Annotated in this window: 15 protein-coding genes and 1 tRNA gene; 3 read left to right on the forward strand and 13 right to left on the reverse strand. The window is 61.9% G+C overall.

Annotated elements, in window-relative coordinates; all coding sequences use genetic code 11:
• Positions 1-190: 190 nt before the first annotated feature.
• Positions 191-991 (forward strand): Crp/Fnr family transcriptional regulator, encoded by an 801-nt coding sequence (locus AC56LR_RS16320; RefSeq protein WP_497131875.1) that lies wholly within the window; start codon positions 191-193, stop codon positions 989-991.
• Here the strand turns inward: AC56LR_RS16320 and AC56LR_RS16325 are convergent.
• The 11 genes from AC56LR_RS16325 to AC56LR_RS16375 form a co-directional block, all read right to left on the reverse strand.
• Positions 988-2,547, reverse strand: a complete 1,560-nt coding sequence (locus AC56LR_RS16325) for a CHASE3 domain-containing protein (protein ID WP_497131876.1) — start codon at positions 2,545-2,547, stop codon at positions 988-990. The two genes, AC56LR_RS16320 and AC56LR_RS16325, sit on opposite strands and share 4 nt — an antisense overlap.
• Positions 2,548-2,703: 156 nt before the next feature.
• Positions 2,704-3,336, reverse strand: coding sequence for a response regulator (locus tag AC56LR_RS16330; RefSeq protein ID WP_091873377.1), 633 nt, complete (start codon positions 3,334-3,336; stop codon positions 2,704-2,706).
• A 210-nt stretch (positions 3,337-3,546) separates the two neighbouring features.
• Complete coding sequence (locus tag AC56LR_RS16335) at positions 3,547-3,951, reverse strand: MerR family transcriptional regulator (protein ID WP_497131877.1); 405 nt, start codon at positions 3,949-3,951, stop codon at positions 3,547-3,549.
• A gap of 7 nt (positions 3,952-3,958) precedes the next feature.
• Entirely contained in the window at positions 3,959-4,318 is a 360-nt protein-coding gene (locus AC56LR_RS16340) for an integration host factor subunit alpha (RefSeq protein WP_171081893.1), read from the reverse strand.
• A 106-nt stretch (positions 4,319-4,424) separates the two neighbouring features.
• Positions 4,425-6,851 carry a phenylalanine--tRNA ligase subunit beta gene (gene pheT / locus AC56LR_RS16345; protein ID WP_497131878.1) on the reverse strand — a complete coding sequence of 809 codons (2,427 nt, stop codon included), beginning with the start codon at positions 6,849-6,851 and terminating at the stop codon, positions 4,425-4,427.
• A 27-nt stretch (positions 6,852-6,878) separates the two neighbouring features.
• Complete coding sequence (gene pheS, locus AC56LR_RS16350; protein WP_497131879.1) at positions 6,879-7,895, reverse strand: phenylalanine--tRNA ligase subunit alpha; 1,017 nt, start codon at positions 7,893-7,895, stop codon at positions 6,879-6,881.
• 122 nt (positions 7,896-8,017) lie between these two features.
• Complete coding sequence (gene rplT, locus AC56LR_RS16355) at positions 8,018-8,377, reverse strand: 50S ribosomal protein L20 (protein WP_497131880.1); 360 nt, start codon at positions 8,375-8,377, stop codon at positions 8,018-8,020.
• Positions 8,378-8,399: 22 nt separating this feature from the next.
• Complete coding sequence (gene rpmI / locus AC56LR_RS16360) at positions 8,400-8,597, reverse strand: 50S ribosomal protein L35 (protein ID WP_057262756.1); 198 nt, start codon at positions 8,595-8,597, stop codon at positions 8,400-8,402.
• Between the two features lie 331 nt (positions 8,598-8,928).
• On the reverse strand, positions 8,929-9,450 hold the full coding sequence (gene infC, locus AC56LR_RS16365) for a translation initiation factor IF-3 (protein ID WP_171081895.1): 522 nt from the start codon (positions 9,448-9,450) through the stop codon (positions 8,929-8,931).
• A 36-nt stretch (positions 9,451-9,486) separates the two neighbouring features.
• A complete protein-coding gene (gene thrS / locus AC56LR_RS16370) occupies positions 9,487-11,397 on the reverse strand; it encodes a threonine--tRNA ligase (protein ID WP_497131881.1) in 1,911 nt (636 codons plus the stop codon).
• 211 nt (positions 11,398-11,608) lie between these two features.
• A tRNA-Val gene (locus tag AC56LR_RS16375) sits at positions 11,609-11,685 on the reverse strand.
• 132 nt (positions 11,686-11,817) lie between these two features.
• On the opposite strand from AC56LR_RS16375, the gene AC56LR_RS16380 reads away from it, so the two are divergent.
• Both AC56LR_RS16380 and AC56LR_RS16385 read left to right on the forward strand, forming a co-directional pair.
• On the forward strand, positions 11,818-12,747 hold the full coding sequence (locus tag AC56LR_RS16380) for a cation diffusion facilitator family transporter (protein ID WP_497131882.1): 930 nt from the start codon (positions 11,818-11,820) through the stop codon (positions 12,745-12,747).
• A 69-nt stretch (positions 12,748-12,816) separates the two neighbouring features.
• The gene (locus AC56LR_RS16385; protein ID WP_497131883.1) at positions 12,817-13,770 is read left to right on the forward strand and encodes an NAD(P)/FAD-dependent oxidoreductase; all 954 of its coding nucleotides are present in this window, start codon (positions 12,817-12,819) and stop codon (positions 13,768-13,770) included.
• A 93-nt stretch (positions 13,771-13,863) separates the two neighbouring features.
• On the opposite strand, the gene AC56LR_RS16390 is transcribed toward AC56LR_RS16385, so the two are convergent.
• The gene (locus tag AC56LR_RS16390) at positions 13,864-15,666 is read right to left on the reverse strand and encodes a hypothetical protein (RefSeq protein ID WP_497131884.1); all 1,803 of its coding nucleotides are present in this window, start codon (positions 15,664-15,666) and stop codon (positions 13,864-13,866) included.
• Between the two features lie 10 nt (positions 15,667-15,676).
• Positions 15,677-16,013: hypothetical protein (locus AC56LR_RS16395; RefSeq protein ID WP_497131885.1), on the reverse strand; the 337-nt coding region annotated here is incomplete at its 5' end.

A 16,013-nucleotide genomic window follows, 5' to 3' on the forward strand; every position in this document is an offset into this window, starting at 1 on the left:
CCGAAAAACGGGCTTTTACCCAGTAGGACTGGACTGACAAATGTTTATGCGCGAAGCCTACACGGGTGCGACTGCTAATCTTATGTTCGGCAACAGACTATAGCTTTAATGTTCACACATCGCGATGAGGCAACGAAAGAACACCTCGCCAGTCGCCCCCGATGCACGTTAGAGATAAGAGGACAACAAAATGAACAGCACTCAATTTGGCGGTATGCAAAAAGCCCAGAACAAGATTCCAGCCACGAGTGAAGCAGTGAAATCGACGTCCCGCCCTGTTGTCAGCTATAGCGGCACCCAGCAGAACGAACTGCTCGGCGCCCTGCCCCGTCCAGACCTGGAAAGCCTGTTTGAACAACTGGAACTCGTTCCACTGCCATTCGGCAAAGAGTTGTTCGAGTATGGCAGCAAACTCGAATACGTGTATTTCCCGACCACCGCAATCGTGTCGCTGCTGTATGTGATGGAAGACGGCGCCACCACCGAAATCGCCGTGGTCGGCCATGAAGGCGCGGTCGGCGTGTCGCTGTTCATGGGCGAGCGCGCTACCTGCAGCGCCGTGGTCCAGAGCGCCGGTTACGGCTACCGCCTCAAGGCCCAGTTCCTGCGCGACGCCTTCAACCGCGGCGGCGCCCTGCCCCAGCTGCTGATGCGCTACACCAACGCCCTGTTCGCCCAGATGGCCCAGAACGCCGTCGGCGGTCGCCACAGCTCGATCGAACAGAAGCTGTGCCGCTGGCTGCTCGACCGCCTGGACCGCTCGGCCAGCAACGAACTGAAAGTGACCCAGGAACTCATCTCGATCATGCTGGGCGTGCGCCGCGAGAGCATCACCGCCGCCGCCGGCAAGCTGCAGGATGAAGGCCTGATCCAGTACCGCCGCGGCAATATCACCGTGCTCGACCGTGCAGGCCTGGAAGACTACGCCGGCGAATGCTACAAGGTCGCCAAGTCGGAATACGACCGCCTGCTGTCGGACGTGGCGCGCTAAGAACTGACCGGCGTCCCACTGGACGCCGTATCGGACGCCGTATCGGAAGGGGTCTCCGGCAATGCCGCAGGCCCCTTTTCATTTTGCGGGCCGCCCAGGGCCGGCGCTGCGGGATGGAAGTTGACGCCCATGGCGCTCGCGATCGCAGCACTCGCCGCCGTGCCGTCGCCACCCGGCGATGCCAGCGGCAGCCAGGCGCGCACGCAAGTTCCTACATTGTTGACACCGCGCTCGACCGACAGGCGCCCGCCCAGCAGCAGCGCGCGCTCACGCATGCCCAGCAGGCCATGCGACTTCGACCGCGCCATCGCATCCGGCGGAATGCCGATGCCGTCATCGGTGATTTCCAGGTCCCAGCCGCCCGGCTCCTGGCTCAGGTTGACGATCACGCTGCGCGCCTGCGCATACTTGGCGATATTGTTCAGGGCTTCCTGGGTGATGCGGAACAGCGCGATGGCCTGCATCGGGCCGGCCGCATCGGCCTTCGGGTCGATCAGCGCGTCGCAGTCGAGCGCGGTCACGCGGGCGTAATCGGCGCAATAACTCTGCAGGGCGGCCGACAGGCCCATGTTGTCGAGCAGGCTGGGGCGCAAGTTCTCGATGATGCGGCGCTTGAGCTGGACGGTGTCGACCAGGGTCTTGCGCGCGCGCCCCAGTTTGGAAGCCAGTTCCGGATGGGTGCTGCGCAATTGCTCACCCACCGTGGTCAGGTCCATGCCGATGGCGGTGAGGTTGGCCCCCATCTCGTCGTGCAGTTCGCGCGCCAGGCGCGATTTTTCTTCTTCCTGCACCCGGATCAGGTGGCGCGACAGCACCGAGAGCTGCTCGGTGCGCTCGGCCACGATGTGCTCAAGCGTGTCGTTGGTCTGCTGAAGGGCGCGCTCGGCCGACAGGCGCAGCCCGAAACTGCGCTGCACCAGGTTATGGAACAGCAGGATCACCAGGATTGCCACCGCGTTGATGCCGGCGCCCAGCAGCACGGTCCAGCGCGACTGCTTGTAGAACGCGGCGGTGCGGGCGGCCAGCAATTCGTTCTGCTCGCGCGTCATGATCACCACCTGCAGCCGGATCTCGTCCATCTGCCCGCGCTCGTCGGCTGCGGCGGAAATGGCGACGATATCGACCAGCCCACCCTGGCGGTAGACTTCGAGCGACTGGTGCATGAGGGCAAGCTTGCGCTGCACGAGCGTACGCAACTGCGCCAGGTTGCGGGTTTGCGAGGGGTTATCGGCCAGCAGCACGCCGAGTGCGCGCAACTGGCTGTCGAGTTGCTGCGGCGCCGCATGCAGGGCGTTCAGGTTGACTTCGGCGCTTGAGAGGAAATAGCCACGCAAGCCGCTCTCGGCATCGGTGACGAGCAGGTTCAGGTATTGGAGTTCGTCGGATACGCGCGCGGTCTGGGCCTGCAAGGCATTCGCCGAGCGCAGGTCGTCGAGGTTGCGCACCAGAAAGACCGCATTGATGACCAGGATGACGACGCAGGCCACGCACAACAGGGTCTTGGAGAGCGGCAGCCCTTGGGGCGGCTTGCCGTCGTGGGCGGTGGAGAAATACATGAGCTTCCTTTCGCGCAACTGATTCCGTCCGGCACGATTATAGTCGCGACGACGAATTGTTGCAGAGCAAAACGGCTGCGGTGCGAAGAAGCGTTGCGCAAGGATGATGGCCCTTGCAGAAATAAAAACGCGCCCTGGTGGGGGCGCGGCAGCAACTCAATCGAGCAGGTTGTTCTTCATGGCGTAATAGGTCAGGTCGCTATTGGACTGCAGCCCCATTTTCTCCATGATGCGGGTCCGGTAGGTGGACACGGTCTTGATCGACAGCGACAGTGCATTACCGATGTCCGATACCGTTGCGCCCTTGGCCAGGCGCAGGAATACCTGGAATTCGCGGTCGGACAGCTCGGTGTGCAGGGCCGTGTTCGGATCGCGGTCGAAGCTTTGCGCGAGCAGTTCGCCCACGGTCGAGCTTACGTAACGGCGGCCCTGGAACACGGTGCGCACGGCCGTCTTGAGCTCGTCGGCCTCGCATTCCTTGTTCAGGTAGCCGTTGGCGCCCATCTTGAACAGGTTCAGGGCGTATTGCTGTGCCGGATAACCCGACAGGATCAGCACCGGCAAATTTGGCTGGCCCTGGCGGATCGTGCGCAGGATATCGATGCCGCTCTGGTCGGGCATGGCGATGTCGAGCAAGAGCACATCGCAAATCTCGCGGCGTGCAATATCGAGGGCTTCACGCCCGGTAGCGCCCTCGGCCACGACTTCGAAGTCGCCCGACGACGAGAAAATCTGTTTGAAACCTGCTCTAACTATCTGGTGATCGTCACAAATGGCAACGCGTATCATTGTCTTCCCTTAAATTTTCCCTGTTCAGGAAAGTGCCAGGTCCGTCTCCACGCCCCGGCTTGCATGCATTCAATTTGGCATGCCCGCAGGTGACATTCTAACACTCCGGCGCTGAGCATCAATACCGCACGCTTCTGCTGAGTTACGAAAAATGCACTGGCGAAGGGTGGACTGCCTGCAGGACACTGTCCGCGGCACTCCACAGGGTGGCTAGACGTGGCTGCTGCCGTGCTTGAGGACCGCAAGGATCTCCAGCAGCTCGGCGCGCACCCCGTCGATATCGATCGCCGGCACGCTCGGCGCCGCTTCGGGCTCGGCGGCCATCGCCAGGTCGTGGTGGCGGCCGTCGAGGCGGTTGCGGGCGCCGCTGATGGTAAAACCCTGCTCGTACAGCAATTCGCGGATGCGGCGGATCAGCAGCACCTCGTGGTGCTGGTAGTAGCGGCGGTTACCCCGGCGTTTGACCGGCTTGAGCTGGGTGAATTCCTGTTCCCAGTAGCGCAGCACATGGGGTTTGACCCCGCACAGGTCGCTGACTTCCCCGATCGTGAAATAACGCTTGGCCGGGATCGGCGGCAGCACGGCCAGTTCGGTTTTATTGGGGCGGTCGCTCATCTAGGACTCAGGCGGCACGGGCCAGCGAACTGCTGGCGGGACTGGTCTCTTCGACCATTCCCTTGAGTTTCTGGCTGGCGTGGAAAGTCACGACGCGGCGCGCCGTGATGGGAATTTCTTCCCCCGTTTTTGGATTGCGTCCCGGCCGCTGCGGCTTGTCGCGCAGCTGGAAGTTGCCGAAGCCGGACAGCTTGACTGCTTCGCCACGCTCGAGCGCATTGCGGATTTCGTCAAAGAAGGTTTCCACCATGTCCTTGGCTTCCCGCTTGTTCAGGCCGACCTGCTCGAAGAGCAGCTCGGCCAGCTCGGCCTTGGTCAGGGTCGGCAGGCCCTTCTCTGCTTCAGCCCGCACCCGCGCCACATGCATCGCGCGATGCAGATCAGCCGCCAGTGCTTCCTGGAACACGGCCGAGTCAAGGTCGTTGTTGTTAATTTTGAAGCCCTACCTTCAGTGAAAGCTAAGTTTTGGAAGATTACGCACGCAGCCTGGCGCCCAGTTTTGTTTCGGCAGCCTGGGCGATTGCAGCCATGATGGCATCCACCGCCTCGTCTTGCAGCGTCGATTGAGTATCTTGCAAGCTAAAGCGGAAAGCAAGACTTTTTTCATCCGCCTCCAAACCCTTGCCGCGGTATTCATCAAACAAAACAACGGCTTGCACGATCTTTCCAGAAGGATTCGAGGTGATTTCGGCCTGGAAGCTGTCCAGCACATCCTGCGCTGGAACGCCCTGCTTCACCACCAGCGCCAGGTCGCGCGTGGCTCCCGGGAATTTCGAAATCTCGGCATAGACGGGCACGCCGCGCCGGCGCAGCGCGTCGGCATCGACCTCGAACAGGACCGGCGCCTGCGGCAGGTCGTAGTTCTGCAGCCAGCGCGGATGCAGCTCGCCGATGAAGCCGATGGCCTTGCCATCGAGCTCGACGACAGCGCTGCGGCCAGGGTGCAGGGCCGGGTGCTCGCCTTTCACGAAGCGCAGCACGCTCGGTGCGAACAGGGCCTCGAGGTCGGCCTTGACGTCGAAATAGTCGACGGCGCGGCTCTTCTCGCTCCATTGCTCGTCCAGTGCCGGGCCATACGCGATGGCGGCAACGCGCTTGGGCTGCTCGAAACCGGCCACCGCCAGCGGGCCGTCCTGGATTGCCGGATTGCGCTTGAACACGCCGCCGACTTCGAACACGCGCACGCGGCCGGCCTTGCGGTTGATGTTGTAGCGCACGTTGGCGACCAGGCTGCCCACCAGGTTCGAGCGCATCACGCTCATCTGGCTGGCGATCGGGTTCTGCAGGCGGATCGGGTCGCTGTTTCCGGCGAAATCCTGCTCCCACTGCGTTTCTACGAAGCTCATGTTGACCACTTCCTGGTAGCCGAGGTCGGCCAGCTGGTGGCGGATCGCGAACAGCGAGCGGGTATTCTCCGGCTCGACCAGCATGGCGGTCGGCGCGACCGGCGGACGGGTCGGAATGTTCTCGAAGCCGTAGACGCGCGCGACTTCCTCGATCAGGTCTTCCTCGATCTCGATATCGAAACGGTAGGACGGCGAGGTGACGTGGAAGACGCCATTGGCGAAGCTGAACGGCAGCTGCAGGCGGGTGAAGATGTCGGCCACGACTTCATCGGTCAAGGGCACGCCGATGACCTTGGCGGCGCGCGCCGTGCGCATTGCGACCGGCTGTCGCTGCGGCAGGTTCACCGACTGGTCGTCGACCGGGCCCACCCTGGTATCCGCGGTGCCGCAGATTTCCACGATCAGCGCGGTGATGCGCTCGATGTGCTCGACGGTGGTGGCGTAATCGACGCCGCGCTCGAAGCGGTGGGCCGCATCGGTCGAGAAGTTGAACTTGCGGGCGCGGCCCTGGATGGCGTTCGGCCACCAGAAGGCCGCTTCCAGGTAGATGTCGGTGGTGTCCAGGGTGACGGCGGTGGAATCGCCGCCCATGATGCCGGCCAGCGATTCGATTTCTTTATCGTCCGCGATCACGCCGACCCATTCGTCGATCTCGACCGTAGTTCCGTTCAGGAGCGTGAGGGTTTCACCTTTCCTGCCCCAGCGCACGTCCAGACCGCCGTGGATCTTGTTCATGTCGAAGACGTGCGAAGGACGCCCCAGCTCGAGCATGACGTAGTTCGAAATGTCGACCAGTGCCGACACCGAACGCTGGCCGCTGCGCTCGAGGCGCTGCTTCATCCAGTCCGGGGTAGCGGCGCGCGCATCCAGGCCGCGGATGACGCGGCCCGAGAAGCGGCCACACAAATCCGGCGCCGAAATTTTTACAGGCAGGGTCTCATTCAGGGTCACCGATACCTGCCGCGTGGTCGGCACGTGCAGCGGGGTGCCGGTCAGGGCCGACACTTCGCGCGCCACGCCCAGCACCGACAGGCAATCGGCCTTGTTCGGGGTCAGCTTGATGGTGAACTTCAGGTCGTCCAGGCCCAGGAAGTCGCGGATGCTGGTGCCGACCGGCGCATCTGCCGGCAGCTCCATCAGGCCGTTGCTCTCTTCCGAGATCTTCAGCTCTTTCGCCGAGCACATCATGCCCTGCGACTCGACGCCGCGCAGTTTGCCGGTCTTGATCTCGAAGGGCTTGCCGTCCGCGCCCGGCGGCAGCATGGCGCCGGACATGGCGCAGATCGCCTTCATGCCCGCGCGCACGTTCGGCGCGCCGCAGACGATGTTGAGCAGGGTGCCGGTGCCGACGTCGACCTGGCAGACATTCAGGCGGTCCGCATTCGGGTGCTTGGCCACTTCCTTGACCTCGGCCACGACCACGTTCGAGAACGGCGGCGCGACAGGCTCGACTTCCTCGACTTCCAGGCCGGACATCGTCAGCAGGTGGGACAGTTCGTTCGAACCCATTGCCGGGTTGACCATGGAACGGAGCCAGTTTTCGGAGAATTGCATATTCTTTTGCCTCGTAACCGTAGGGTGTCAGTTGAACTGTTTCAGGAAACGCAGATCGCCCTCATAGAACAGGCGAAGATCGTTGATTCCATAACGCAGCATGGCCAGGCGCTCGAGGCCGGAGCCGAACGCGAAACCGATAAACTTTTCCGGGTCCAGCCCGAAGTTGCGCACGACGGTCGGATGGACTTGCCCGGCGCCCGACACTTCCAGCCAGCGGCCCTTGAGCGGACCGGAGCCGAAGGCGATGTCGATCTCGGCCGACGGTTCGGTGAACGGGAAATAGGACGGGCGGAAACGCACTTCCAGGTCGTCGGTCTCGAAGAAGGCCTTGACGAAGTTCAGGTAGACGCCCTTGAGGTCGGCGAACGAAATGTCTTCGCCGATCCACAGGCCTTCGACCTGGTGGAACATCGGCGAGTGGGTCGCATCGCTGTCGACGCGGTAGGTGCGGCCCGGCGCGATCACCTTGATCGGCGGCGTATGCGTGCGCGCATAGCGCACCTGCATCGGGCTGGTGTGGGTGCGCAGCAGCAGCGGCTTGCCGGTGCTGTCATTGCCTTCGATATAGAAGGTGTCCTGCATCGAACGGGCCGGATGGTTTTCCGGGCTGTTCAGTGCGGTGAAATTGGTCCAGTCGTTTTCGATCTCGGGGCCGTCGGCCACGTCGAAACCGATCGAGCGGAAGATCTGCTCGACGCGCTCCCAGGTGCGCATCACCGGGTGCAGGCCGCCTTTGCTGCGGCCGCGGCCCGGCAGGGTCACGTCGATCGACTCGGCATTCAGGCGCGCTGAGAGCTGGGCCATGGCCAGCGCTTCGCGGCGGCCGGTCAATGCGCTTTCGATTTTTTCTTTTGCGGCATTGATCAGGGCACCCTGCGCCTTGCGCTGTTCAGGGTCGAGCTTGCCGAGGCCCTTCATCAGGTCGGTGACCTGGCCGGTCTTGCCGAGGTATTTGGCTTTTGCATTTTCGAGCGCGGCGGCGTCAGGGGCGGCGCTAAAGTCAGCCTGGGCCGAGACGACGAGTTCTTCGAGCGTGTGCATGCTTGTTGTTTTCCTGTCTGAGGGTGGCAGCCGCCACAATCAAAAACGGGGCACAGGATTAACTGTGCCCCGCTCTTTTAGCACCGCATTACTGCGGAGCTTGTCTTGCTAGCGAACTGCGATCAAGCAGCCAGCTTGGCCTGGACGGCGCTGACAATCGCGGCGAATGCCGGCTTGTCATGCACAGCCATGTCGGCCAGGACTTTACGGTCCAGTTCAATTCCGGACTTCTTCAGGCCGTTCATGAACACGCTGTAGGTCATGCCGTGCGAACGCGACGCTGCGTTGATACGGGTGATCCACAGTGCGCGGAAGACGCGCTTCTTGTTGCGGCGATCGCGGTAGGCATACTGGCCAGCGCGCATGACTGCTTGCTTGGCAACGCGATAGACCTTGCTGCGGCGACCACGGTAGCCTTTAGCAAGGGCAAGAACTTTCTTGTGACGGGCACGTGCAGTAACCCCACGTTTAACTCTAGGCATATTAGCTCCTTAGTATGTGAGATTAAGCAGACGGCATCATGCGGAGAACGCTGGTCACGTCCGACGCATTGATGTTACGGGTGCCACGCAGCTGACGCTTGTTCTTGGTGGTCTTCTTGGTCAGGATGTGACGCTTGAACGCCATACCCGATTTGACGGTACCACCTGGACGCACGCGGAAACGCTTCTTCGCGCTGCTTTTGGTTTTCATTTTTGGCATAGTCATCTGTCCGGACTAGGGACAGCCTCATATGGGACAGGATTGCAGGTGGCAGCGATGCTGCTCTTGGATGCCTACTTTCGCTTGTCTTGCAGTCGGTGTGCAATGCTTCGCGCGCCGGCTACAACCTGTTTCGAAAAACAGGAACCGCAGATGATAGCACAGGTCGTGGGGGAATTGTTGGGGCGGGGGTGGGCTTTTGATGATCGGATGAGTCCTGCTGCAACACCTCGATCGACCCAAAGGCCGGGCGCGCAAACGAACGCGGGCCGGGGCCGGATGCAGCTCACGCTGGCATCCGGGCCCGGCCCGGCAATCGATCCTTGAAGAATTACTTCTTCTTCTTCGGCGCAACGATCATGATCATCTGGCGACCCTCGAGCTTCGGGAACTGCTCGACCTGGCCGACTTCTTCCAGGTCGCCGCGCAGGCGCTCGAGCATGCGCATGCCGATGTCCTGGTGCGCCATTTCACGGCCGCGGAAACGCAGCGTGATCTTGGTCTTGTCGCCCTCTTCCAGGAACTTGATGAGGTTGCGCAGCTTGATGCTGTAGTCGCCTTCATCGGTACCCGGACGGAATTTGACTTCCTTGACCTGGATGATCTTCTGCTTCAGCTTCGCTTCGTGCGCCTTCTTCTGCTCGGAGTACTTGAACTTGCCGTAGTCCATCAGGCGGCAGACCGGCGGGACCGCAGTTGGCGCGATTTCGACCAGGTCGACGTTCAGCTCTTCGGCCATGCGGAACGCATCCGCCAGGCTGACGATGCCCAGTGGTTCGTTCTCTACACCGTTCAGGCGCATTTCGGGATGGGTGATTTCGCCGTTGATGCGATTCTGCTTGTCAGTAGCTATGTTGTTTCCTTTGAAAGTATTTGAGTAGGCCGGTGATTATTTCGTCTTGGCGGCAACTTCAGCCACCAGACGCTCCACGAGCTCGTCGACAGGCATGACGCCAAGATCGACATTACCGCGGGCACGCACGGCCACAGTGTTGGCTTCCCGCTCTTTGTCGCCAATAACTAGAATGTATGGCAACTTTTGCACGGAATGCTCACGTATTTTATAAGTAATTTTCTCGTTCCGCAAATCAGCGTGAACGCGCAGGCCTGCTTTCTTCAGCTTTTCGGCTACCTGCTTCACATAATCGGCCTGTGCATCCGAGATGTTCAGCACCGCAACTTGCACCGGCGCGAGCCACATCGGCAGTGCGCCGGCGTAGTTTTCGATCAGGATGCCGATGAAGCGTTCCATCGATCCGACGATCGCACGGTGCAGCATCACGGGCACCTTGCGGGTATTGTCTTCGGCGACATATTCCGCGCCGAGGCGGCCCGGCATCGAGAAGTCGACCTGCATCGTGCCGACCTGCCATGGACGGCCAAGGCTGTCCTTCAGATGGTATTCGATCTTCGGGCCGTAGAAGGCGCCCTCGCCCGGCAGCTCGGTCCACTCCACGCCACAGGCGCGCAGCGCCGAGCGCAGCGCTTCTTCGGCCTCGTCCCAGACTTCGTCGGTGCCGATGCGGGACTCCGGACGCAGCGCCAGCTTGACGTCGATGTTGTTGAAGCCGAAGTCGTCATACACTTCCATCGCCTGGGCGTGGAAGGCGGTGACTTCCGCCTCGATCTGCTCTTCGGTGCAGAACACGTGGCCGTCGTCCTGGGTGAAGCCGCGCACGCGCATGATGCCGTGCAGCGCGCCGGACGATTCGTTACGGTGGCACTGGCCGAACTCGCCGTAGCGCAGCGGCAGGTCGCGGTAGCTCTTCATGCCCGAGTTATAGATCTGCACGTGGCCCGGGCAGTTCATCGGCTTGAGCGCATACGAGCGGTTCTCCGACTCGGTGGTGAACATGTTCTCGCGATAGTTGTCCCAGTGACCGGTCTTCTGCCACAGGGTCACGTCCAGGATCTGCGGCGCCTTGACTTCGTCGTAGCCATTCACCTGGTATTTATGGCGCATGTACTGCTCGACCTGCTGCCAGACGGTCCAGCCCTTCGGGTGCCAGAAGATCAGGCCCGGGGCTTCCTCTTGAAAGTGGAACAGGTCCAGCGCCTTGCCCAGTTTGCGGTGGTCGCGCTTTTCCGCTTCTTCCAGCATGTGCAGGTATTGTTCCTGGTCTTCCTTCCTGGCCCAGGCGGTGCCGTAGACGCGCTGCAGCATCTCGTTCTTCGAGTCGCCGCGCCAGTAGGCGCCGGCCAGCTTCATCAGCTTGAACACCTTCAGCTTGCCGGACGATGGCACGTGCGGACCGCGGCACAGGTCGGTGAAGCTGCCTTCCGAATACAGAGAGACGTCTTCGCCCGCCGGGATCGAGGAAATGATCTCGGCCTTGTACTCTTCGCCGATCGACTTGAAATAGGCCACCGCCTCGTCGCGCGGCAGCACCTTGCGGGTGACGGGTTCGTCTTTCTTGGCCAGTTCGACCATCTTCTTTTCGATCTTGGCCAGGTCGTCCGGGGTGAACGGACGCTTGTACGAGAAGTCGTAGTAGAAGCCGTTTTCGATGACCGGGCCAATGGTGACCTGGGCTTCCGGGAACAGCTCCTTTACCGCGTGCGCCAGCAGGTGGGCGGTCGAGTGGCGGATCACGTCCAGGCCTTCCGGATCGCGGTCGGTGACGATCGCCAGGTCGGCGTCCTGCTCGATCAGGTACGAGGTATCGACCACCTTGCCATTGACCTTGCCGGCGAGCGCGGCCTTGCCGAGGCTGGTGGCGATGCTGGACGCCACCTGGGCGACCGTGACGGGACCGTCGAACTGACGGCTGGAGCCATCTGGAAGTCGAACGTTGAGCATGCTGTTCTCCGATTGGCGCGCCGCGCCGCTAAAAGTTAAAGAGTGTGAAAACTGAATCCGCTGGACGAAAAAAAACGCGCACCAGGCGCGTTTATTTCAGTGTGTTGAGCAAAAGAACACCATACCGCGTCTAGCGATTCCCCCACAACCAGGTTGTAGTTCGCGGTGTCATAACCGTTGCTGCCTTTCTCGCTCTTACACAAGTGTATTCTGGTGGGCGGTGCAGAATTCGAATCTGCGACCCCTTGGATGTCGACCAAGTATTCTAACCAGCTGAACTAACCGCCCAATCCCTGCATTATAAGGAGCGCACCCTGGTTCTGCAAGGCTTGTCACGGAAAAAGTTTCCTGGCGAGCCTGCCTAACCTGTGGAAGCCTTTGCTTTACACTGTCGTGTCATATCAAAGCATCACGAGAACAATGACTGCACAGCCCGCCGACCGTTCCTCCGCCGACCTGCACGCCCACCTGGACGGCGACGCGCGCCACACCCATACCATCGAGGGCCGCAGCCAGATGGCGCTGTCGGTCGCCCTCGGCATGACCTTGCTGTTCGCCGTCATCGAGGTGGTGACGGGTTTCATCTCGAATTCACTGGCGCTGATCTCGGACGCCGGCCACATGGTCACCGATGCCGCCGCGCTGGGCCTGGCGCTGATGGCCCAGGCCATCGCGAGCCGCCCGCCCTCGGCGCGCCATTCCTTCGGCCTGGTGCGCGCCGAAGCGCTGGCTGCCTTCGTCAACAGCCTGGCGATGCTGGCCCTGGTGGCCTGGATCGCCTGGGAAGCGGCCCAGCGCCTGCTCCATCCGGAACCGGTGCAGGGCGGCGTGGTGCTGGTGGTGGCGACGATCGGCGCCTGCATCAACCTGGGCGTGGCCTGGGTGCTGTCGCGCGACAACCAGAGCATCAATACCCGCGCCGCGCTGGTGAACGTGATGGGCGACCTGCTCGGCTCGCTGGCGGCGATCGCTTCCGGCGCCATCATTTACTTCACCGGCTGGCTGCGGGTCGACCCGATCCTGTCGATCTTCGTGGCCTTGCTGATCCTGAAATCGACCAGCGGAATCCTGCGCGAGTCCTACCATTTCCTGATGGAGGGCGTCCCGGGCCACATCGACTACCTCGAGGTCGGCGCCAGCCTCAAGCTGGTCGAAGGCGTGCTCGGCGTGCACGACCTCCACGTCTGGGACATGTCGCCTGGCCACCCCGCCCTGATCGGCCACCTGGAAATCGCCAGCCTCGACCAGTGGCCGGCCGTGCTGGAAGCAGTGCGCGCCACGCTGCGGGAAAAGCATGGCATCGACCACGTGACCCTGCAGCCGGAAGCGGCCGGCGGCAAGTCCCTGTAAGCGCCCTCTTACCCGCGGCTGGCTGGAGCGCCGATAGCCCATACGCGCTAGGCTCAGCATAATCGCCTGATGGACTGCGACCGCACTGTATTCGATACCCTCATCATTGGCGGCGGCCCGGCCGGCCTCACGGCCGCCATCTACCTGCGCCGCTTCACACGCAAGATTGCCCTTGTCGACAAGGGCAATAGCCGGCTGTCGTGGATTCCCGTCTCGCACAACTACCCCGGCTTCCCCGACGGGATCAACGGCATGGAGCTGCTCGGGAACCTGCGCACCCAGCTGGCCAATTACGGCGGCAGCGTGATGCCGGGCGAAATCGTCAGGCTGCGCCTGGAAGACGGCCATTTCGTCGCCGAGTATGCCGCGCTTGACGGCGGCGAGACCTGCGAACTGCGCGCACATACCGTGCTGCTGGCTACCGGCGTAGCCGACGCCGGCATGCCGGTCGAGCGCTGGGACGAGGCGGTGCACGCCGGCGCCGTGCGCCTGTGCCCGGTCTGCGACGGCTGGGACGTGATCGACAAGCGCATCGGCGTCGTCACCTCCGAGATCAACCCGGTCGGCCACGCCCTCTTCATGCGCACCTTCAGCGCCGACGTGCTGCTGTTCGAGCGCACCGCCGAATCGGCGCTCAACGACGAGGAAAGGCAGCAGCTCGCGGCCGCACAGGTTCGCCTGGTTGATTCGCCTCTGGTCGGCGTGACCATGAGCGAGGACATGAAGCCCGTCCTGCATACAAAAGACGGCGAGGACCATCCCTGCGACGTGTTCTACCCGATGCTGGGCGAGAACGCGCGCTCGGACCTGGCCAGCGAATTGGGCGCAGAGACGGTGGAATGCCGCAAGCTGCTGGTGGACGATCATTGCCGCACGGCGGTGCCGGGGTTGTTTGCGATCGGGGACGTCACGCGTGGACTGAACCAGATCGCGGTGGCGACCGGCATGGCGGCGATCGCCGCGACAACTATCCATAATGCCTTGCCGTGGGCGCTGCGCACGCCGAAAGTCACCGCCATTTGACGGGCCGCGGCCTGCAGCCAGGCTTTCGCCGGCGGTAAACGAAAAACAGCGCTGTCCGGCTGGACAGCGCTGTCTCAGGCTAGTACACCGGAATTACGGTGCGATTGCCGGCGCCAGGGGCTGGCGGGGAGTACCGCCTCCACCGATGCTCGTGGCGGAGTTGTTGTTCACAACCTGAAGTGCTTTGGCCAGGCGCTGAATGTCGCGCACCCACGGCGTAGCGAATTGCACTTTCTGCTCCAGGTCGAAGCCCCAGTCCGCCTTGAACTCATTCCGCTTGGAGCCATCCGGACCTTCTTCGGCGCTGAAATCGAAACCAGGCGCATAGGTGTCATCGACGATATAGGCGCCATAGTTCTGGAGCGTCCAGGCAAGCTGCTTGGCAGGCTCGGTTTCCAGTCCCAGCGATGCGATCGAGACGGAAGCAGGAAGGGCGAGCAAGGATCCCATCTTCATCGCCGTGTTGCCATTGTTGTTCGCGCTACCGTAATGACCCACGGCATAGCTATCGGACGTCGCCGCAGGCCAACGATAGCAAGCTGCGCGGGTGGTGCACTTGTACAGGACCTCCTTGGCATACACGTTGATCTTGAGTGCGTGACGCGGACCGGTGGTCGAACCTGGACGCAGCTCGCCGAGACGGATGCTGCCGCCGATTGCCGACAGGCCGGAACCGCCGTGGGCGCCGGTGATACCGGTTCCGTACAGGTCGACGTTCGCGAACTTCGCCATCGAGGTGGCCGGGCCGCCAGCGGTACAACGAGCCAGCGGCTGGGTCTGGACCACGGTACGGCGATCCGGCATCAGGAAGGTGGCAGAGCTGTTCATCGTGCTGTGCGGGACCACATAATCGTTTGGCATTGGCACTTGCATCAGCAGGCCACCGGTCGCGCCGCAACGGTTCGTACCGGACCACGCTGCGCTGCTCAGGTTGATGTTTACCAGCGGTGCAGTCGGCTTGAGAACGATCTTCTCCGGGTCGACACCAGGCATCTTCGCCCAGATGTTATTACCGGGGTTACCAGAAATATTCGCTGGAACATAGACTGCGCCGCTACCAATAGGCATGTTCCAGATACTGTTGCTTGCGAACGGCTGCTTCAGCGGATCACGCGTACCAGGACCAGGCGCGGGCGCTGGTGCGGGGGCCGGTGCCGGTGCTGGTGCTGGCGCGGTCGTCGTCGTGGTGCTGGAATAGCTGCACGATTTCACATATCCGCTGGCAGGATCGCCAAACACTGCGTTGGTACATTGGACCGGACCAGTCAGGCTTTTTTCCACAAACCGGGTAGCCGTACCGTAACGAATCGTACGGGTGCCGGAGTACGAGCAGGTGCTGCCTTCCGATGCGCAGGTGGTCCAGGTGAGCGTCGTTGGCGCGGGAGCCGTGGTGCCGACCTGCGTGGAGGAATAGCTGCAGGACTTCGCATAGCCCGGGGCCGGATCCCCGAACACCGCATTGGTGCATGGGGTCGTACTGGTCAGGGTCTTCACGACGAAATTGGTCGCGGTGCCATAGCGCACTTCACGCGTGCCGGAGAACGAACAGGTGCCCCACTCGCTGGCGCACTGCGTCCAGGATGCAGCCGACGACGTCACCGCAGCCAAGCTGCGGTTGGATTGCGTCACAGGCGAAGCGGCTGCATCGACAGCGCTATCGGCCGAGGGAGCAAGGTCGCTGGCGACCGGAACAACGGTGTCCGGCGTGTAATTCTGCGGCCTGACTGCCGAAACTTCCACCTCGGCAGAGGTTTGGCTTGCGGCCGGGGTCGAAACTGATGGGTCGGCGGCGCCACCGCATGCGGTAAGAAGGGCAACGACGGGGGTAAAGAAAACAATCTTCGACTTCAGTTGGAATCGATTTGCTTGCGTTTGGAATGGCTTTGAGATGATCACTACTATTTCCTTACGTTACATGAACAAGAGCAACGTCTGAGGCTTGCCCAACTTCATTAGTTCCGAACATAAAGAAAAAAATTTCTGTTGCGATATTTCCTATACAAAAATTCGTAATAAGCTGACCAATTTCTCGTTCGCGCCTTTTCGCCACTTCTCCTATGAAACCGGGACCGGCAGTCATGGTTGAGCAGACAAGACTTGTCATTACAACCAAGCGAAAAAATTCCAAATCGGGATAGGGGCGGCCAGTTATCCAGCCGGTCCCCTCCCACACCACCCGGCATGCGGGTCCGCACCGGGCGGTTCGAGTAGTTGAGGTCAAGTGAGTCGAGGCATGCCAAGGC

Source organism: Telluria sp. ZT3P39, from assembly GCF_059685935.1.